Consider the following 18,505-nt stretch of genomic DNA (forward strand, 5'->3'; position numbering starts at 1 on the left):
GGGTGGAACCAGGATTCTTGAGCACGCGAAATTATGATGGTCAGCGACCCGGCAGGCTCTGCCAATGCGACGCAATTTGTATCCAAACTTCACGGCGCGGCGGCCCATTCGCGTTTTGTGCAGCGCATCCGCCGCCGCTACGACCGTGAACGCGCCTGCCTGCCCGACGGCGCCCCGGACCGCGACCGGCTGCGGGCCGGGCTGACCGCCCTGCGCGACCAGGGGCTGGACCTGGCCAGCGCCCTGCGCGTGCTGCGCCACCTGGTGCTGGAGCGGTTGGCGGTGCTGGACTGCGAAGGCAACGCGCCGCTGGCCCTGGTGACCGGCGCCGTGACCGAACTGGCCGAACTGGCGCTGGACGAGGCCCTGACCCAGGCCCTGGCCGAGCTGGACGCCCTGCACGGCGCCCCGCAATACGCCGACCCCAGCGTGCCCGCCGCACAAGGCACCGTGCTGCGCCGGGCCGAGGTCTGGATCATCGGCATGGGCAAGTTCGGCGCGCGCGAGCTCAACGTCTCCAGCGACATCGACCTGATCTACGTCTACGACCACGACGGCGAGACCGCCGGCAACGCCGAGGGCCGCCAGCGCATTTCCAACCACGAGTACTTCGGCAAGGTCGTCAAGCGGGTGTACGCGCTGATCGGCGACACCACCGAACACGGCCAGGTGTTCCGGGTGGACCTGGCGCTGCGCCCCAACGGCAACTCGGGGCCGCCGGCGGTGTCGCTGGGCGCGCTGGAGGAATACTTCCTGGTGCAGGGCCGCGAATGGGAACGCTTCGCCTGGCTCAAGAGCCGGGTGGTGGCGCCGCGCCGCGCCATCGAGGCCGGCGGCGCCCAGGCCCTGCGCGGCGTGGTGCTGCCCTTTGTGTTCCGGCGCTACCTCGACTACAACGTGTTCGAGTCGCTGCGCACCCTGCACCGCCAGATCCGCGACCACGCCAGCAAGCGCGCCGCCGGCCACCCCGAGCGCGCCCACGACGTCAAGCTCTCGCGCGGCGGCATCCGCGAAATCGAGTTCACCGTGCAGCTGCTGCAGGTGGTGCGCGGCGGCCAGTTCCCCGAGCTGCGCACCCGCCCCACCCTGGCCGCGCTGCCGCGCCTGCAACGCGCCGGCCTGATGCCGCCCGACAAGGTCGAGGCCCTGGCCGCCGCCTACGACTTCCTGCGCCGGGTCGAGCACCGCATCCAGTACCTGGACGACCAGCAAACCCACATCCTGCCCACGCGCGACGACGACCTGGCCTGGATCGCCGCCACCCTGGGCTTTGCCGACGCCTGCGCCTTCCTGCACGCGCTGGACGCGCACCGCGAAACCGTGGCCCAGGAGTTCGACACGCTCCTGGGCGCCCACCCCGGCCAGTGCAACGGCAAGACCTGCAACGGCAAGGCCCGCAGCGCGGTGGAGGACCTGCAGTCGGTGCTGGCGCAGCTGCCGCCCAGCTTCGCCGCCAAGGTGGCCGACTGGTGCGAACACCCGCGCGTGCTGGCCCTGCGCGAGGACACGCGCCAGCGCCTGGCCCGGCTGGTGCAGCGCACCGGCGCCTGGCTGGAAGACGGCCGCGTCAGCGAACAGGGCGCGCTGCGCATGGCCGACTGGATCGAGCCGCTGCTGCGCCGCGAAAGCTACCTGGCGCTGCTGCAGGAGCGGCCGTCGGTGCACGAGCGGCTGCTGCGCGTGTTCGGCGCGGCCAAATGGCCGGCGCGCTACCTGCTCAAGCACCCCGGTGTGATCGACGAACTGGCCAGCCGCCAACTCTACGAAGACCGCTTCGACCCCGCCCAGTTCGAGGCCGAGCTGGAGGCGCGCAAACGCTCGCTGGCCCACACCGGCGAGGACGACGACGAGGAACTGCTCAACCTGCTGCGCCGCGCCCACCACGCCGAAACCTTCCGCACCCTGGCGCGCGACGTCGAAGGCGTGCTGACCGTGGAGCAGGTGGCCGACGACCTGAGCGCCCTGGCCGACGCGGTGCTGCGCGTCACCGGCCGCTGGTGCTGGGAGCGCCTGAAAAACCGCCACCGCGACACACCGCGCCACGCCATCATCGGCTACGGCAAATTGGGCGGCAAGGAACTGGGCTACGGCAGCGACCTCGACATCGTGTTTGTGTACGAGGACGACGACGAGCGGGCGTCCGAGGTCTATTCCGCCTTCGTGCGCAAGATGATCAACTGGCTCACCGTGAAAACCGGCGAGGGCGACCTGTTCGAGATCGACACCGCGCTGCGCCCCAACGGCAACTCCGGCCTGCTGGTGACCAGTTTCGACGCCTACGCCAACTACCAGCAGAACCGCGGCAGCAACACCGCCTGGACCTGGGAGCACCAGGCCATCACCCGGGCGCGCTTCGTGCTGGGCACACCCGAACTGGCGCCGCGCTTCGACGCGGTGCGCGAGGCGGTGATGACCGCGCCGCGCGACGTGGCCGCCCTGGTCGGCGAAATCCGCACCATGCGCGAAAAAATGCGCGCCGCCCACCCGGTGCGCGAAGGCCTGTTCGACATCAAGCACAGCCCGGGCGGCATGATCGACGTGGAATTCATCGTCCAGTTCCTGGTGCTGTCGCGGTCGGCGGCGCACCCCGAACTGCGCGGCAACCTGGGCAACATCGCGCTGCTGCAGCGCGCCGAGCAGGTGGGCCTGCTGCCGGCCGGCCTGGGCAGCGCGGCGGCCGACGCCTACCGCGACATGCGCCAGCGCCAGCACCGCGCCCGACTGGACGAAACCGCCACCCAGATCGACCCGGCGCCGCTGCAGGCCCACATCGACGCGGTGCGCGCCCTCTGGGCCCAGGTGCTGGGCCCGGTGTGAGGGCTCAGGCGCCCTGGTAGGCGCCGGTGGCCGGCAGGGTGGCCGCCATCTCCTTGCGGAAGCGGTTGAGCTCCTGCACCGTCTTGAAGCTGCCGTCCATCAGCAGGCTCAGGTTGTGCAGGATGCGGTCGACCACCTTGGTTTCCCAGGCGGCGTCGAACTGGATCTGCTGGCTCAGCCACTGTTCCAGCCATTCCGGGTCGGGCAGGCGGCTCTGCACCGTGTCGCGCGGGTAGTGCGCCTTGCTCACGTGCAGGTTGGTCGGGTGCAGCGCCTGCGCGGTGCGGCGGGCGCTGGCCATCAGCACGCCCACCTTGGCAAACGCGGCCTTGGCCTCGTTGCCGAACTTGGCAATGGCACGCTTCATGTAGCGCAGGTAGGCGCCGCCGTGGCGGGCTTCGTCCTGGCTCAGCGTGGTGTAGATGGCCTTGATCACCGGCTCGGTGTGCCATTCGGCCGCGCGGCGGTACCAGTGGTTCAGGCGGATTTCGCCGCAGAAGTGCAGCATCAGCGTTTCCAGGGGCGGCGCCGGGTCGAACTCGAAGCGCACCGCGTGCAGCTCTTCCTCGGTCGGCACCAGGTCGGGGCGGAAGCGGCGCAGGTACTCCATCAGCACCAGCGAATGCTTTTGTTCCTCGAAGAACCAGATCGACATGAAGGCGGAAAAGTCGCTGTCGTCGCGGTTGTCGCGCAGGAACATCTCGGTGGCCGGCAGCGCCGCCCATTCCGTGATGGCGTTCATCTTGATGGTCTGCGCCTGTTCGTCGCTCAGCTGGCTGGCGTCGAAGGTGTCCCAGGGGATGTCCTTGTCCATGTCCCAGCGGACGGATTCGAGTTGCTTGAAGAGTTCGGGGTAGAGCATGGGCGTGTCGCGGCGGCAAGGGCCGCACGGGCGCGGCCGGAAACCGCGATTTTAGTCGGTCCCCCCAAGATTGGGCAGCCCCGCCCCGCGGCCGGGCGAGGGTATTGCGCCGCCCGCCCAGTGGCGCGGCGCCGGCTTCAGCGCAGCGCGCAGGCCTGGCACACGCCCAGCGCCAGGCGGTGCAGGGCCTGCCAGGGGTCGTGCGGCCAGGCCGGGTGCTTCAGGCCTTTGACGATGCCGTCCACCGTGTGCGCGTCCTGCAGCCACTGCGCCAGCTGCGGCAGCGCCAGGCGCGGCACGGCGCGCTCGAAGCGTTTTTCGCGCGGGCCCCAGATGCGCAGCTCGCGCAGCACCATGGGCAGGGGCTTGCCGGCCGCGGCGGTTTTCACCTTGTGCAGCGCGCGGATGTCCTCGCTCAAGGCCCAGTGCACCAGCACCGGGGCTTCGCCCTCGGCCTGCAGGCCGTCGAGCATGCGCTGCACCCGCGCCGGCTGGCCGTCGAGCACCGCCTCGGCCAGCTTGAAGGGGTCGTAGCGGGCCACGTTCAGCACCGCGCTCTCCACCTGCGCGAAATCGAGTTCGCCCGGCGGGTACAACAGCCCCAGCTTCTGGATTTCCTGGTGCGCGGCCAGCAGGTTGCCCTCGACCCGGTCGGCGACGAAGGCCAAGGTGCGCTGCCCGGCCTCGCCGGCCTGCACGTGCTGGCCCTGGGCCTGCAGCCGCTGGGCGATCCAGCCCGGCAGCTGCGGCCGCTCCACCGGGTCCAGCCGCACGGTCACGCCGTGGCCGTCGAGCGCGGCGAACCAGGCGCCTTTGAGGGTGGCGGCGTCCAGCCGCGGCAGCAGCACCAGGGTCAGCGTGCTGTCGTGGCCGGCGGCCACCTCGGCCAGGCGCTGCAGGGCCTGCGAGCCGTCCTTGCCCGGCTTGCCCGAGGGGATGCGCACCTCCACCAGCTGCTTGTCGGCGAACAGGCTGAGCGCGCCGCCGGCGGCCAGCACCGCGCTCCAGTCGAAATGGGCCCCGGCCACGGTGAACACGGTGCGCTCGGTGTGGCCCTGGGCCCGGGCCGCGGCGCGGATGGCGTCGGCCGCTTCCTGCTGCAGCAGCGGGTCGTCGCCGTGCAGGGTGTAGAGCGGGCGCAGGCCGCGTTGCAGGTGGGCCTGGAGCTGGGATGCCGGAACCTGCATGCGGTTCAGCGCACCGTGATTTCGACGCGCCGGTTGCGCGGCTCGGGCGTGTCGTCGACGGTGGGCACCAGCGGGTTGCTTTCGCCGTGGGCCTCCACCTGGATGACCAGCTGCTCCACCCCGGCGCCGCGCAGGCGCTGGGCCACGGCCTCGGCGCGTTCCTGCGACACGCGGGCGTTCACTTCGGGGCGACCCACCGTGTCGGTGTGGCCGATGACCGACACATCGACCATGCCCTGCGCGCCGCGTTCGCGGATGCGTTGCAGCAGCTGGGTCCAGGTGGTTTCGGCGGCCGGGGTCAGGCGCGCGCCGCCGGTTTCAAAGTACAGCATGAAGGCCTCGGGCAGCAGCGGGCGGGCCTGTTGCGCCGCGCCGAAGTCGCGCGCCAGGCGCTCGGCGTCGGGCGGCTGGGCCACGGCCGAGCCGTCGGCCCCGGCGGCCTGGCCGGCCTGGCTCAGGGTCTGGCGGCCGGCGGGCCCGTCCACCGTGACGCGGCCCACGCTGCCGTCCGGGCTGGGCAACAGCACCACGTAGGACTTGGGCAGCGCGGGCGGCGCGGCGCAACCGGCCAGCCCGGCCGCGGCCAGGGCCAGCAGGGCCAGGGCGGTCCAGCGCGAAAACACAGGGGGGGGCAAAGCGGACACGGTCGGCTCCTGGGGCGGGCGCGGCGGCGGGAACTTGCCAACGGCGCGGTTATGGACGATAGTGGGTCCCGGCGCCAGTGTACCCACGCCGGCCGGGGTGTGGCGCCACCGTCCCGCAACTTTTGCCGCCGTTTCGCCCATGACCCGCCTGCCCGCCCTGCTTGTCCCAACCCTGCTGTGTGGCCTGACGCTGTGCAGCGTCGGCGCGGCCGCGGCCGACGCCATCGGCTACGTCAAGACCGTCAGCGGCGCGGCCCAGGTGACCACCGCCGGCCAGACCGTGGCGGCGCGGCCCGGCACGCCGGTGGCGCTGGGCAGCGTGCTCCAGACCGGCCCGGCCGCCAGCCTGGGCGTCACCTTCCAGGACAACACGGTCATGTCCTTCGGGCCGAACACCGAACTGGTGGTGGAAAACTACCTCTACCAGCCCGCCCAGGGCCGGCTCCAGCTCGGGGCCCGCATGGGCCGTGGCACGCTGAACTACGTCTCGGGCGTCATCGCCAAGCTGCAACCCGAGGCGGTCCAGGTCACCACCCCCACCGGCACCATCGGCGTGCGCGGCACCCAGTTTCTGCTCAAGGTCGAGGAATAAGCCCCCGGCCGGGGTCATTTGGCGTCCATGACGAGGCGGTCGGTCTGCGCCGCCCGTTCCGCCGGTGTGAGCCGCTGCAGGCGCGTGTGGTGCAAGCGCACCAGCGGGTCGTCGGGGTGGGCGGCGTGCAGCCGGGCGAAGCGTTCGGCGGCGCCGGGGTCGCCGTCGGCCAGGGCATGGTAGGCCTCGTCGTAGGCCACCAGCGGGGCGTAGCCGGGCGGGGTCTGCGGGGTCAGGGGCTCGAACACCGGCAAGGGTTCGGTCTTGCCCACCAGCACCAGCCGGCCCACCGGCCGCGCGCTCACCGCACGGCAGTCGGCCAGCGTCACCGCCGACACGCACAGCCGGGTGCCCAGGTGCTTGTTCACCCCTTCCAGCCGCGACGCGGTGTTGACCGCGTCGCCCAGCGCGCGGTAGTCGAACAGCGCCTCGCCGCCGAAGTTGCCGACGAGGACCTCGCCGCTGTGCACCCCGAGCCGGGTGTGGCCGAAGGGGACGCCGCGGGCCTGCAGGTCGAGGGCGTAGCGGGTGGCGAAGGCGTGCATGTCCAAGGCGCAGTCGAGCGCGCGCTGGGCGTGGTCGGGCTGGGGCACCGGGGCCGAGAACATCACCGCCACCGCGTCGCCGACGATGCGGTCCAGCGTGCCCTGGTGGCGGAAGGCGATCTCGACCATGCCCTCCAGGTAGCGGTTGAGCAGGCTCAGCGCCTGGGCCGGGTCGGTCTTTTCCATCAGGCCGGTGAAGCCGGCCAAGTCGGTGAAGACGAAGCTGCAGGTCTGGCGCTGGCCACCCAGGGCCAGCGTGTCCGGATGCGCGACGAGGTAGTCCACCCGGTTGGGCGAGACGTAGCGGGCGAAGGCGTTGCGGATGAAGCGCTGCTGCCGCTCGCTCCACAGGTGGTGCGCCAGGCTGGCGGCCACAAAGGTGGCGAGCCAGACCAGCGCCGGGGTGAAACTGTCGAGCAGCAGGCCGTGCCGGCGGAAGGCCCACCAGCCGCCCCCCAACAGGGCGGCCAGGGCCACCCCGGCCACGGCGGCGCCAACCCAGGCGCGGGCCCGGGTGGCCAGCGCGGCCAGGAGCAGGGTGCCGGCGGCCAGCACCAGGGCCTCCAGGGCGCGGGCCCAGTCGGGCCGCTGCAGGAAGTGGCCGGTCAGGGCCTGTTCCAGCGCCTGGGCGTGGGCCTCGACCCCGGGCATGACGCGACCCAGGGGGTTCAGGCGCAGGTCCATCAACCCCTGGGCGGAGCTGCCCACCAGCACCAGCTGGCCAGCCACCTGGGCCGGGTCGAAGCCGCCGTCCAGCACCTGCCAGGCGGGCAGGTAGCGCCCGGGCACGGGCGCGGTGTAGTGCAGCCACAGCTCGCCGCGCGGGGTGGTGGGCACCGCCACCGCGCCGCTGCGCCAGCCGGTCAGGGCGCGGCCGTGGTCGGCCACCGAGAGCAGGTGGTTGCTGGCCCCCTGGCCCACGCGCAGCACCTCGGCCACCAGCGACGGCACCGGCCGCTCGCCCAGGCGCAGCGCCAGCGGCACGCGCCGCACCACGCCGTCGGCGTCGGGCACAAAGGTCAGGGCACCGTGGCCGGCGGCGGCGCGGTCCAGCGCGTCCAGGGCCGGCACCGCGCTGGCAAAGCCGTGCAGGGCCTGGGGCGCCGCCGGCCCGCCCACCCAGACGAAGCGCGACGGCACCGCCGGTTCCCGCGCACCGCCGCCGGGCGCCGCCTCGTGGCGCAGGGCAAAGCCCAGCACCGCGTCGCCGCCGGCCTGCAGGGCCTGCGCGAACACGGCGTCGTGGTCGGGCAGTTGGCGCAGGCGCTGGCGCTCGGCCAGTGGCAGCGGCCAGGCGTCCACCACCGCATTGGGCGAGGTGCGGTCGGCCTCGGCGAACAGCACGTCAAAGCCCACCGCCGCGGCCCCGGCCGCGCGCAGGCGCGCCAGCAGGTCGGCCAGGCGGGTGCGGGGCCAGGGCCACTGGCCCAGCCGGGCCAGGCTGGCTTCGTCGATGTCGACGATGCGCACCGGCGCCGGCACGTAGGCGCGGGGGTGCCAACGCTGGTACTGGTCGTGGCCCTGGTGGCGCAGCGCCTGCAGCGGCAGGGGGTCGGCCAGCAGCAACCACAGGCCCAGCACGGCCATGCCCAGCCCCAGCCACAGGCCCAGGGCGTTCAAAGACAGTGTGTTTCTGCGCATGGCGCTCCCGCGTGCCGTCAACGGGGGCAATTTAGCAGTTAAATTGCGGGGCACCCCACCTTCCTACCGGGAGTTTTCATGGACACCGCCCCCCCGGCACCCCGCCGACGCCACGGCCCGGGCCAGCCCTGGCTGGCACTGATCCGCTTCCAGCCCTGGATCGTGGGCAGCGCGGCCGGCCTCATCGGCCTGGTCACGCTGGTGCTGGCCTCGGTGGTGTGGTGGCACAGCAACGAGCTGGCCGACGACAACGCCCGCGAGCGCTTCGACCACGTGGCCCAACGGGTGACCGGCGAGTTCCGCGCCCGGCTGGACGTGGGCCTGGAGCTGGCGCAGACGCTGGGGGCGGTGGACGCGCGCCTGCTGCGCGACCGCGACGGGCGCGTCAGCGGCGACCTGCTGCTGCCCGCCTGGGCTGCCGCGCTCGATTTGCACCCGCACCTCTATGGCCTGTACTACGGGCTGGACAACGGCGACTTCCTGCAAACCGTGGCGGTGCGCGGCGACCCGCGCATCGTGGCGGCCTTGCGGGCGCCGGCCGGCACGCACCGCGCGGTGCGCACCCTGCGCCCAGCCGCCAGGACCGCCCGCACCGAGCACTGGCGGTTTTTCGACCGCGCCGGTGGCGTGCTGGGCGAACGCGAACAGCCCAGCAGCTACCACCCCACCGAACGCAGCTGGTACCGCGAGGCACAGGCCCAGCAGGGCCCGGTGCTGGGGGCCGCCTACACCTTTGCCAGCACCCAGGCGCCCGGCCTGACCACCGCCGCCCCGCTGGCCGGCGGCGGCGGCGTGTTCGGCGTGGACCTGACGCTGACCAGCCTGCAGGCCTTTCTGGACGCCAGCGCCCTGTCGGACAACGGCGCCGTGGCCGTGCTGGACGACCAGGGCCGGGCGCTGGGCGCCTCCGGGCGCGGGCCGGGGCACGGCCTGGCCTTGTCGCCGCTGGCTGTGCTGCGCGACGTGCCCCTGCCGCTGTGGCAGGCCGCCGCCCGCACCGCCGCCGCGCTGGGCAACGACCGGGTGGCGCGCGTCTCGCTCGGCGGCGAAGCCCACGTCATGGTGCAGCACACCGTCGAGCCGCTGCCCGGTGCGCGTTTTCAGGTGCTGGTGTTCGCGCCGCTGTCGGACTTCACCGCCAGCGCCATCGACACCCGCAACCGCATGCTGGGCTCCACCCTGGCGGTGTTGCTGGTGCTGCTGCCGCTGGCCTGGTTCGGCACCCGCGGCGTGACCCGCGCCCTGCGGGTGCTGGCCGACAACTCCGAGCGCATCCAGCGCATCGACTTCAGCACCGCGCCGCAGCCGGTGCGCTCGCACCTGTACGAGGTCGGCCTGCTGGGCGACGCGCAGCAGACCATGTTCGCATCCCTCAAACAGCGCACCGAGGCGCTGGAGCTGGCCCAGGGCAAGCTGCAGCGGCTGGTGGACACCGGTATCGAGCTGGGCCGGGTGCGCGACCGCGACACCCTGCTGCGCAACGCCCTGTTCGGCGCCCGTTCCCTGGCCCACTGCCAGGCCGCCACGCTGCTGCTGCGCGAAGGCGAGCACCTGCGTTTCGCCCTGCGCACCAGCAACGACCCCCTGCCCGAACTGCGCCTGCCCCTGCACGGCCCCGACGGCCAGCCCCAGCACCGCTTCGTGGCCACCCACGTCGCCCTGACCGGCGAGACGGTGGTGATCGACGACATCTACCGCGAAACCCGCTTCGACGTGAGCGGCACCAAGCGCTTCAGCGACGCGTCGGGCCTGCGCGTGGTGTCGCTGCTGTGCGTGCCGATCCGCCCGCGCGGCGGCGAGGTGATCGGCGTGTTGCAGCTGATGAACGCCCAGGACGGGCGCGGCGCGGCGGTGCCGTTCGACCCCGAGATCGTCGGCTTCGTCGAAGCGGTGGCGGCACAGGCCGCGGTGGCCATCGAAAACCAGAACCTGCTCGACGCGCAAAAGGCCCTGCTGGACGCCACCATCCAGATGATCGCCGGTGCCATCGATGCCAAGAGCGCCCACACCGGCGGCCACTGCGAGCGCGTGCCCGAGCTGGCGCTGATGCTGGCCGAGCAGGCCTGCGCGGTCAGCGAAGGGCCGCTGGCCGATTTCCGCTTCCAGACCGAGGACGAGTGGCGCGAATTCCGCATCGGCGCCTGGCTGCACGACTGCGGCAAGGTGACCACGCCGGAGTACGTGGTGGACAAGGCGACCAAGCTCGAAACCCTCTACAACCGCATCCACGAGGTGCGCACCCGCTTCGAGGTGCTGCTGCGCGACGCCCAGATCGAGCGCCTGCAGGCCATCCACGAACGCGGCGAGGCCGTGGCCGACGCCGACGCCCGTTTCGCCGCGCGCCAGGCCACACTGCGGGACGACTTCGCCTTCGTGGCCGAGTGCAACCTGGGCGGCGAATTCATGGCGCCGGAACGGGTGGAGCGGCTGCAACGCATCGCGCAGCAGACCTGGTGGCGCCACTTCGACGACCGGCTGGGCCTGGGCCAGGAAGAACTGGCGCGCCACGAACGCACCGCCGCCGCGCCGCTGCCGGCGCCGGAGGCCTTGCTGGCCGACCGGCCGCACCACGTCGTCGAACGCCCGCCCACCGCGGCGCTGGACCCGAAGTACGGCTTCCGGCTCCAGGTGCCCGAGTACCTTTACCACCACGGCGAGCTGCACAACCTGGCGGTCGGGCGCGGCACCCTGACCGAGGAGGAGCGCTTCAAGATCCAGGAGCACATCGTCCAGACCATCGTGATGCTGGAGAACATGCCCCTGCCGCCCAGCCTGCGCCGCGTGCCCGAGTACGCCGGCACCCACCACGAAACCCTCACCGGCAGCGGCTACCCGCGCCGGCTGGCGGCGGAGCAGCTGTCGGTGCCTTCGCGCATCATGGCCATCGCCGACATTTTCGAGGCCCTCACCGCCAGCGACCGGCCCTACAAAAAGGCCAAGACCCTGTCCGAGGCGATCCAGATCCTGAGCTTCTTCAAGAAGGACCGGCACATCGACCCGGTGCTGTTCGACCTCTTCCTCACCTCCGGCGTGTACCGCGCCTACGCCGAGCGCTTCCTGCGGCCCGAGCAGATCGACGCGGTGGACATCGACCGCTACCTGGGCTGAACCGGCGCGGACAGGTCGAACACCTGGCCCGCCTCCAGCCAGAGCAGCGGATGGGCGGTGTCCAGGCCCATCTGCGCCACCTCGGCCGCGATCAGCTCGCGCTCCATGGGCTTGGTGTGGGTGATGGCGATGCGCAGGTTCGGGTGGCGCGCGCGGTCCAGGTGCTGCAGCTCCTCGGCCAGCAGGCTGGGGCACAGGTGCTGGCTGCGCAGCGCCAGCTCCAGCTCGCGTTCGCTGAAGGCGGTTTCGATCACCAGCATGGCCAGGCGCAGCTGGTTGACGCGGGCCCAGAACGCCGGGTGGCCGCCGGTGTCGCCGCTGAACACCCAGTGGCCGGCCGGGGTGTCCACCGCGTAGCCCACCGCCGGCACGGTGTGCGCCGCCGGCAGCGCCTCCACCCGGTGGCCGGCGGCCTCGACCACCGCGCCCACCCGCAGCGGCTCAAACACCAGAAACGGCGCCTGCGGACTGGGAATGGCCGAAAAATCGGGCCAAATGGTGCCGTTGAAGACGTGGCGTTGCAGCGCGGCAATGGTCTCGGGCAGGGCGTGCACCACCAGCGGGCGGGTCAGGCCGCTGGCCACGGCGTCGAGCATCAGCGGCAGCGCGGCCACGTGGTCCAGGTGGGCATGGGTCAGGAACACGTGCTCGATCCGCAGCATCGCCTCCACCGTCAGGTCGCCCACGCCGGTGCCCGCATCCACCAGGATGCGGTCGTCGATGAGGAAGGCGGTGGTGCGCGCGTGTTGCGCGATGGCCCCCGAACACCCGAGAATCTGGACCTGCATGTCGCTCCTTGGCTCGAACCGGAACCGCGATCTATGGTAACCAACTCTGCCCTGCCCGGCGGGCGCCCGGTGGCGCTGCTGGGCGCCCCCACCGACGTGGGCGCCGGCGCGCGGGGCGCCTCCATGGGGCCCGAGGCCCTGCGCGTGGCCGGCCTGGGCCCGGCCCTGCACAGCCACGGCCTGGCGGTGCTGGACCGGGGCAACCTGCACGGCCCGGCCAACCCCTGGCAAGCCCCCCGGGACGGCTACCGCCACCTGGACGAGGTGGTGGCCTGGAACCGCCTGGTCCACGACGCGGTGCACGCCGAGCTGGCCCAGGGCCACCTGCCCATCCTGCTCGGCGGCGACCACTGCCTGGCTATGGGCTCCATCGCCGCGGTGGCGCGCCACTGCCGCGCCCAGGGCCGCCGGCTGCGGGTGCTGTGGCTGGACGCCCATGCCGACTTCAACACCTCGGCGCTCACGCCCAGCGGCCACCTGCACGGCATGCCGGTGGCCTGCCTGTGCGGCTTCGGCCCCCCGACCCTCACCGGCCTGGCCGGCCACAGCCCGGCCATCTCGCCGGCCGAGGTGCGGCAGATCGGCATCCGCAGCGTGGACCCGGGCGAAAAACGCTTCGTCCACGCCCAGGGGCTGGAGGTGTTCGACATGCGCCACATCGACGAACACGGCATGCGCCAGACCATGGCGCTGGCCCTGAGCGGGCTCGACGCCGACACCCACCTGCACGTCAGCTTCGACGTGGACTTTCTGGACCCCGAGATCGCCCCCGGCGTGGGCACCACCGTGCCGGGTGGCCCCAGCTACCGCGAAGCGCAGCTGTGCATGGAGATGATCGCCGACACCGGCCGCCTGGCCAGCCTGGACGTGATGGAGCTGAACCCGGCACTGGACGTGCGCAACCAGACCGCGCGGTTGGCGGTGGACCTGATCGAAAGCCTGTTCGGCAAGAGCACGCTGATGCGCCGCGCCTGAGGGCGGCCGGGCGACTCAGGCGCCGCCGAGCTGCCGGGCCAGCGCCCCGATGCGGGCCAGGGCCTGGCGTTCCACGTCGGTCCAGGCGCCGGCAAAGCTCAGCCGCAGGCAGTGGCGGAAGCGGTCGGTGGCGGTGAACAACGCCCCCGGCCCGAAGGTGATGCCTTCGGCCACGCAGCGCTGGAACAGCGCCATCGCGTCCAGCGACTCGGGCAACTCCACCCACAGCGTGTAGCCGGCCGAGGGGTCGCTGACCCGGGTGCCGCGCGGAAAGTCGCGGTTGATCAGCCCGCGCGCCTCGCGCAGGCGCTCCTTCATCAGCGCGCTCAGACGGCGCATGCGCCCCTCATAGCCGCCTTGCGACAGCAGATCGGCCAGCGCGTGCTCCAGCACCACGTTGGTGGGGCCGCCCTGCACCCGCTTGAGCGTGGTCACCCGGTCCTTCCAGCGCCCGGCCTCCACCCAGCCCAGGCGCACGCCCGGCGCCACGGTCTTGGAAAACGAACCGCACACCATGACGCCGCCCTCGGTGTCGAAGGCCTTGGCCGCCTTGCGCCGCTCGTCCGAGGCCAGCAGGTCGTTGAACACCACGTCCTCGATCAGCGGGATCTGCCGCGCCGCCAGCAGCTGCACCAGGGCGCGCTTGTCGGCGTGTTTCATCACCGCGCCCAGCGGGTTGGACAGCGTCGGCACCGACAGCACTGCCTTCACCGGCTGCGTGTCCAGCGCCAGCTGCAGCGCCGCCAGCGACAGGCCGTGCTTGGGGTGGGTCGGGATCTCCAGCACCCGCAGGCTGAGCGACTCCAGCAGGTCCAGAAAGCCGAAGTGGGTGGGCGACTCCAGCGCCACCACGTCGCCCGGCTGCGTCACCGCGCGCAGGCACAGGCCCACCGCGTGGATGCAGCTGGTGGTGATGATGAGGTCGTCCGCCGCCAGCTGGCAACCCAGGTGCATGGCGCGGCGCGCCACCGCCTCGCGCAGCGCGGGCGTGCCGGGGGAGTCGGTGTACTCGATCAGGCTGAGCCGGTGCACCCGGGTGGCGCGCGCCAGCGCCACGCGCACCCGGTCCTCGTCGAAGAAGGTCGGGTCCTTGGGGCAGGCGCCACCGAAGCTGACCGGCTGCGGCACCGGGTAGCCGGCGCCAAAACTCACCTCGCCCTGTTGCGGCTGGAACACCGCGATGGTTTCGGTGCGGCTGTTGCGCTGCACCAGCAGGCTGTGCCGCGGCGGGCGGCTCACCGCCGGCAGCGCCGGGCCCTTGCCGCGCGGCGCCACAAAGTAGCCGGCCTTGGGCCGCGCCGTCACCAAGTGGCGCTCCTCCAGCCACTGGAAGGCCTGCACCGCGGTGGACACCGACACCCCGTTCTGCGCCGCCAGGTCGCGCACCGAGGGCAGGCGCTGGCCGGTCTTGAACACCTCGCCGTCGATCAGGCGCGCCACGCGCTGCGCGATCTGGGCGTACAGGGGGGCGGGGGCGTCGGCGGTCGTCATGGTGGCTTCATTGTGCCGGAGGGCGGCGCACAGGAAACCACGACAACCGGTACAGATCGGCCCCGGCTCGGCCCGCACAGACGGCCGGGCGCGCGGCGCTGCACGGCGCACTTGGCGCGGGGCTGTGTCTGTTCGGCCGGCGGCCGCTGGCGCACAGTGGAGGCACCACACCGGAGCCCGCCATGACCACACCCGACCTTGTTTTCCAGACCCTGCCCGCCGGCCAGGCCCTGACCCTGCCAGCGGCCGCCGGCTGCGCGTGGTCAGCGGCCGGGTGTGGCTCACCCAATCCGGCGACGGGACGGACCATTTCCTGGCCCCGGGCCAGGAGCGGGTGCTGGGCCCCGGCCGCGCGGTGCTGGAGGCCGACCGCGGCCCGGTGCGTTACACGCTGACGGCGTCCGACCAGCCACAGACCGTGCCGGCGCGCCGGGGCGGCGGGCACGGGCCGGTCTGGGGCCGTCCGGTCACAGCCCCTTGAGGGCGGCCAGTCGGGTCATGAGCTGGCGCACCACCGCGTTCTGCATGTCGGTGTAGAGCAGCTCTTCTTCCATTTCCTTGCCCAGCACCTGGGTTTCGGTGAAGCTGAGTTCGCGCTCCTGCAACAGCTCGGTGGCACCGATGAGGTCTTTGCCGGCGGCCGTGCGCAACTGGAAGCGAAAACGCTGCCGCAGTTGCAGTTCGCGCACCTGGCCGGCGGCGGTGGTGCCCACCACCACGCGTTCGCGTTGGTCCTGCAGCACGGTCAGCACCACGGCTTCGCTGGGGCTGCCGGGCTCGGCCGGGGCGGCGCCGGTGCCGACCACCCGCACCCCGCTGGCCTGCAGCAGCGCGGCCAGTTGCAGCACCGTGGCGGTTTCGCCCGGGGCGATCAGGCGCAGGCTGTCGAAGGCCGGGCGCACGTTGCTGCCGCGCAGGCGAAAGCCGCAGGCCGTCAGCAGCGGCAAGGCCGTCAGGGCCAGCAGGGTGAGGCGGCGGGTGGGCATGGCGGTCACAGCACCACGTTGACCAGGCGGCCCGGCACCACCACCACCTTTTTGGGTGCCGCGCCTTCGGCCTGCTTCTGCACCGCTTCGCTGGCCAGCGCAGCGGCCTCGATGGCGGCCTTGTCGGCGCCGGCCGGCACCAGAATGGACCCGCGCAGCTTGCCGTTGATCTGCAGCATGAGTTCGATCTCGTCCTGCACCAGGGCCGACGGGTCCACCTGTGGCCAGGCGGCGTCCAGCAGGTCGCCCAGTTCGTTGGCGTAGCCCAACTCGCTCCACAGCGCGTGGGCGATGTGCGGCGTGGCCGGGTACAGGCAGCGCAACAGCACACCAAAGCCTTCGATCAGCGCCACCTGGGCGCCGTCGGCCTGCAGGGCCTTGAAGTCCTCCAGCGCGTTGAGCATCTTCATGCAGCCCGACACCACGGTGTTGTACTGCATGCGCTGGTAGTCGTAGTCCACCTGCTTGAGCACGGTGTGGATTTCGCGGCGCAGCGCCTTGGCTTCCTTGCCGAAGGCCACGTCGGCCAGGCGGCTGGCGCCGGCGGTGCTGGCCACGGCCTGGCTCCAGTCGTTCTGGCCCAGCTTGACGCCGAAGTTCCACACCCGGCGCAGGAAGCGGTAGCTGCCCTCCACGGCGGCGTCGTTCCACTCCAGCGTGGCCTCGGGCGGGGCGGTGAACATGGTGTACAGGCGCGCGGTGTCGGCGCCGTACTTCTCGATCAGGTCCTGCGGGTCCACGCCGTTGTTCTTGGACTTGGACATGGTGCCCACGCCCTCGTAGTCGATGGGCGTGCCCACCGGCAGGCGGCCGTCGCCGCTGTCGGCTTCGTTCTTCAGCTTGGCGCCCACCACCTTGCCGGTTTCGTCGAGCACGTGCTCCACGTCGTGCGGCCAGAAGTAGTCCTTGCCGCCCTTGGCGGTGCGGCGGCTGTAAATGTGGTTGAGCACCATGCCCTGCGTGAGCAGCTTCTTGAACGGCTCGTCCACCTGCACCAGGCCGAGGTCACGCATCACCTTGGTCCAGAAACGCGCATACAGCAGGTGCAGGATGGCGTGCTCGATGCCACCGATGTACTGGTCCATCGGCATCCAGTACTGCGCGCCTTCGGCCACCATCGCGTCGGCGTTGGTGGGGTCGCAGTAGCGCATGAAGTACCAGGACGAGTCCACGAAGGTGTCCATGGTGTCGGTTTCGCGGCGGGCCGCAGCGCCGCAGATCGGGCAGGTCACGCCGGCGTGGAAACCTTCGTGCTTGACCAGCGGGTTGCCCGAGCCGTCCGGCACGCAGTCTTCTGGCAGCACCACCGGCAGGTCCTTCTCGGGAACCGGCACCGAGCCGTGCTGCGGGCAGTGGATGATGGGGATGGGCGTGCCCCAGTAGCGCTGGCGGCTGATACCCCAGTCGCGCAGGCGGAAGGTGGTTTTCTTCTCGCCCAGGCCTTGGGCCGCCAGCAGTTCCGCGACCTTGTTGACGGCGGCTTTGTAAGGCAGGCCATCCAGCACGCCGGAATTCACGCACACCAGCGACCCGGTCTTGTCCGCGTACCAGTCCTGCCATTTCGTGGCATCGAACACCAGAGAGGTGGCGGAAGGGGTGGCCCCCGGTGAGGAATCGGAGCCTGGGACTGACGAACCGGGGGCCACCCCTTGCGCCACCGCAGCATCTGCAACGCCAACCACCTGCTGGATCGCCAACCCATACTTCAGCGCAAACGCAAAGTCGCGCTCGTCGTGCGCCGGCACCCCCATCACCGCGCCATCGCCGTAGCTCATCAGCACGTAGTTGCCCACCCACACCGGCACCTCGGCGCCGGTCAGCGGGTGCGTCACCGTCAGCCCGGTGGGCATGCCCTTCTTCTCTTGCGTGGCCAGCTCGGCCTCGGTGGTGCCGCCCGTCTTGCATTCTTCAATGAAGGCCTGCAACGCCGGGTTCTTCTCGGCCGCGTGCGCCGCCAGCGGGTGCTCCGCCGCCACCGCCGCAAAGGTCACGCCCATGATGGTGTCGGCGCGGGTGGTGAACACGTACAGGCGCCCGTCGCCGATCAGGTTGCCGTCGTGGCCGCGGATCTGGTGCGGGAAGGCAAAACGCACGCCTTCGCTCTTGCCGATCCAGTTTTCCTGCATCAGCCGCACCTTGTCGGGCCAGCCGTCCAGCGTGGCGTGCTCGTTGCCCAGCTGCACGTGCTGCAGCAATTCGTCGGCATAGGCGGTGATGTTCAGGTAATAGCCGGGAATTTCGCGCTTTTCCACCGGCGCACCGGTGCGCCAGCCGCGCCCGTCGATCACCTGTTCGTTGGCGAGCACCGTCTGGTCCACCGGGTCCCAGTTCACCACCTGGGTCTTGCGGTAAGCAATGCCTTTTTCCAGCATCTTCAGGAACAGCCACTGGTTCCACTTGTAGTAGGCGGGTGAGCAGGTGGCCACCTCGCGCGACCAGTCGATGGCCAGGCCCATGGCCTGCATCTGCTGCTTCATGTACGCGATGTTGGAGTAGGTCCACTGCGCCGGCGGCACCTTGTTCTTCAGGGCGGCGTTCTCGGCCGGCAGGCCGAAGGCGTCCCAACCCATGGGCATGAGCACGTTGTGGCCCTGCATGCGCAGCTGGCGCGCCATCATGTCGTTGATGGTGTAGTTGCGCACGTGGCCCATGTGCAGCTTGCCGCTGGGGTAGGGCAGCATGGAGCAGGCGTAGAACTTGGGCTTCGGTTTGCCTTGCGCGTCGGTGGCGTGTTCGTGCACGCGGTAGGCGTCGCGGGCGGTCCAGTGGGCGTGCGCGGCGCGCTCCACGTCGGTGTGGCTGTATTTGTCTTGCATCACGGTCTCTCCAGCCCCCACGGGGGCCTGCCCCCCGGGCTCGGCCCCGGGGG

13 protein-coding genes are annotated in these 18,505 nt (G+C 71.6%); 5 read left to right on the plus strand and 8 right to left on the minus strand.

Features of this window, described 5'->3' with window-relative positions; all coding sequences use genetic code 11:
- Positions 1-36 precede the first annotated feature (36 nt).
- Positions 37-2,817, plus strand: coding sequence for a bifunctional [glutamate--ammonia ligase]-adenylyl-L-tyrosine phosphorylase/[glutamate--ammonia-ligase] adenylyltransferase (gene glnE, locus HA630_RS10965; RefSeq protein WP_166834777.1), 2,781 nt, complete (start codon positions 37-39; stop codon positions 2,815-2,817).
- Between the two features lie 4 nt (positions 2,818-2,821).
- On the opposite strand, the gene HA630_RS10970 is transcribed toward glnE, so the two are convergent.
- The 3 genes from HA630_RS10970 to HA630_RS10980 form a co-directional block, all read right to left on the minus strand.
- Positions 2,822-3,679: a ferritin-like domain-containing protein gene (locus tag HA630_RS10970; RefSeq protein WP_166834717.1), complete on the minus strand. Its 858-nt coding sequence runs from the start codon at positions 3,677-3,679 to the stop codon at positions 2,822-2,824.
- Positions 3,680-3,816: 137 nt separating this feature from the next.
- A complete protein-coding gene (holA, locus tag HA630_RS10975) occupies positions 3,817-4,866 on the minus strand; it encodes a DNA polymerase III subunit delta (protein WP_166834719.1) in 1,050 nt (349 codons plus the stop codon).
- A gap of 5 nt (positions 4,867-4,871) precedes the next feature.
- Complete coding sequence (locus tag HA630_RS10980) at positions 4,872-5,510, minus strand: OmpA family protein (protein WP_166834721.1); 639 nt, start codon at positions 5,508-5,510, stop codon at positions 4,872-4,874.
- 139 nt (positions 5,511-5,649) lie between these two features.
- Here HA630_RS10980 and HA630_RS10985 point away from each other — a divergent pair, with 139 nt between their 5' ends.
- Positions 5,650-6,102: a FecR domain-containing protein gene (locus HA630_RS10985; RefSeq protein WP_166834723.1), complete on the plus strand. Its 453-nt coding sequence runs from the start codon at positions 5,650-5,652 to the stop codon at positions 6,100-6,102.
- Between the two features lie 14 nt (positions 6,103-6,116).
- On the opposite strand, the gene HA630_RS10990 is transcribed toward HA630_RS10985, so the two are convergent.
- Positions 6,117-8,288: a CHASE2 domain-containing protein gene (locus HA630_RS10990; RefSeq protein WP_166834725.1), complete on the minus strand. Its 2,172-nt coding sequence runs from the start codon at positions 8,286-8,288 to the stop codon at positions 6,117-6,119.
- A 78-nt stretch (positions 8,289-8,366) separates the two neighbouring features.
- On the opposite strand from HA630_RS10990, the gene HA630_RS10995 reads away from it, so the two are divergent.
- Positions 8,367-11,396, plus strand: a complete 3,030-nt coding sequence (locus tag HA630_RS10995) for an HD domain-containing phosphohydrolase (RefSeq protein WP_243855447.1) — start codon at positions 8,367-8,369, stop codon at positions 11,394-11,396.
- Here the strand turns inward: HA630_RS10995 and HA630_RS11000 are convergent.
- Complete coding sequence (locus HA630_RS11000) at positions 11,384-12,184, minus strand: MBL fold metallo-hydrolase (protein ID WP_166834727.1); 801 nt, start codon at positions 12,182-12,184, stop codon at positions 11,384-11,386. The two genes, HA630_RS10995 and HA630_RS11000, sit on opposite strands and share 13 nt — an antisense overlap.
- 33 nt (positions 12,185-12,217) lie before the next feature.
- Between HA630_RS11000 and rocF the strand changes: the two genes are divergently transcribed.
- On the plus strand, positions 12,218-13,159 hold the full coding sequence (rocF, locus tag HA630_RS11005; protein ID WP_166834729.1) for an arginase: 942 nt from the start codon (positions 12,218-12,220) through the stop codon (positions 13,157-13,159).
- A 15-nt stretch (positions 13,160-13,174) separates the two neighbouring features.
- On the opposite strand, the gene HA630_RS11010 is transcribed toward rocF, so the two are convergent.
- Positions 13,175-14,650, minus strand: coding sequence for a PLP-dependent aminotransferase family protein (locus HA630_RS11010; RefSeq protein WP_166834731.1), 1,476 nt, complete (start codon positions 14,648-14,650; stop codon positions 13,175-13,177).
- Between HA630_RS11010 and HA630_RS11015 the strand changes: the two genes are divergently transcribed.
- Positions 14,649-15,131: a DUF2917 domain-containing protein gene (locus HA630_RS11015; RefSeq protein ID WP_166834733.1), complete on the plus strand. Its 483-nt coding sequence runs from the start codon at positions 14,649-14,651 to the stop codon at positions 15,129-15,131. The genes HA630_RS11010 and HA630_RS11015 overlap by 2 nt on opposite strands.
- On the opposite strand, the gene lptE is transcribed toward HA630_RS11015, so the two are convergent.
- Both lptE and HA630_RS11025 read right to left on the minus strand, forming a co-directional pair.
- Positions 15,118-15,636: an LPS assembly lipoprotein LptE gene (gene lptE / locus HA630_RS11020; RefSeq protein ID WP_166834735.1), complete on the minus strand. Its 519-nt coding sequence runs from the start codon at positions 15,634-15,636 to the stop codon at positions 15,118-15,120. The two genes, HA630_RS11015 and lptE, sit on opposite strands and share 14 nt — an antisense overlap.
- A gap of 5 nt (positions 15,637-15,641) precedes the next feature.
- Positions 15,642-18,452, minus strand: coding sequence for a leucine--tRNA ligase (locus tag HA630_RS11025; protein WP_166834737.1), 2,811 nt, complete (start codon positions 18,450-18,452; stop codon positions 15,642-15,644).
- Positions 18,453-18,505 lie beyond the last annotated feature (53 nt).

Source organism: Aquabacterium sp. A08 (assembly GCF_011742065.1).

Excerpts from the sequence above, each read along its gene's own strand:
- glnE (WP_166834777.1), top strand. The coding sequence starts at position 37 with ATGGTCAGCGACCCGGCAGGCTCTGCCAATGCGACGCAATTTGTATCC.
- HA630_RS10970 (WP_166834717.1), bottom strand. The coding sequence starts at position 3,679 with ATGCTCTACCCCGAACTCTTCAAGCAACTCGAATCCGTCCGCTGGGAC.
- holA (WP_166834719.1), bottom strand. The coding sequence starts at position 4,866 with ATGCAGGTTCCGGCATCCCAGCTCCAGGCCCACCTGCAACGCGGCCTG.
- HA630_RS10985 (WP_166834723.1), top strand. The coding sequence starts at position 5,650 with ATGACCCGCCTGCCCGCCCTGCTTGTCCCAACCCTGCTGTGTGGCCTG.
- HA630_RS10990 (WP_166834725.1), bottom strand. The coding sequence starts at position 8,288 with ATGCGCAGAAACACACTGTCTTTGAACGCCCTGGGCCTGTGGCTGGGG.
- HA630_RS10995 (WP_243855447.1), top strand. The coding sequence starts at position 8,367 with ATGGACACCGCCCCCCCGGCACCCCGCCGACGCCACGGCCCGGGCCAG.
- HA630_RS11000 (WP_166834727.1), bottom strand. The coding sequence starts at position 12,184 with ATGCAGGTCCAGATTCTCGGGTGTTCGGGGGCCATCGCGCAACACGCG.
- rocF (WP_166834729.1), top strand. The coding sequence starts at position 12,218 with ATGGTAACCAACTCTGCCCTGCCCGGCGGGCGCCCGGTGGCGCTGCTG.
- HA630_RS11015 (WP_166834733.1), top strand. The coding sequence starts at position 14,649 with ATGGTGGCTTCATTGTGCCGGAGGGCGGCGCACAGGAAACCACGACAA.
- HA630_RS11010 (WP_166834731.1), bottom strand. The coding sequence starts at position 14,650 with ATGACGACCGCCGACGCCCCCGCCCCCCTGTACGCCCAGATCGCGCAG.
- lptE (WP_166834735.1), bottom strand. The coding sequence starts at position 15,636 with ATGCCCACCCGCCGCCTCACCCTGCTGGCCCTGACGGCCTTGCCGCTG.
- HA630_RS11025 (WP_166834737.1), bottom strand. The coding sequence starts at position 18,452 with ATGCAAGACAAATACAGCCACACCGACGTGGAGCGCGCCGCGCACGCC.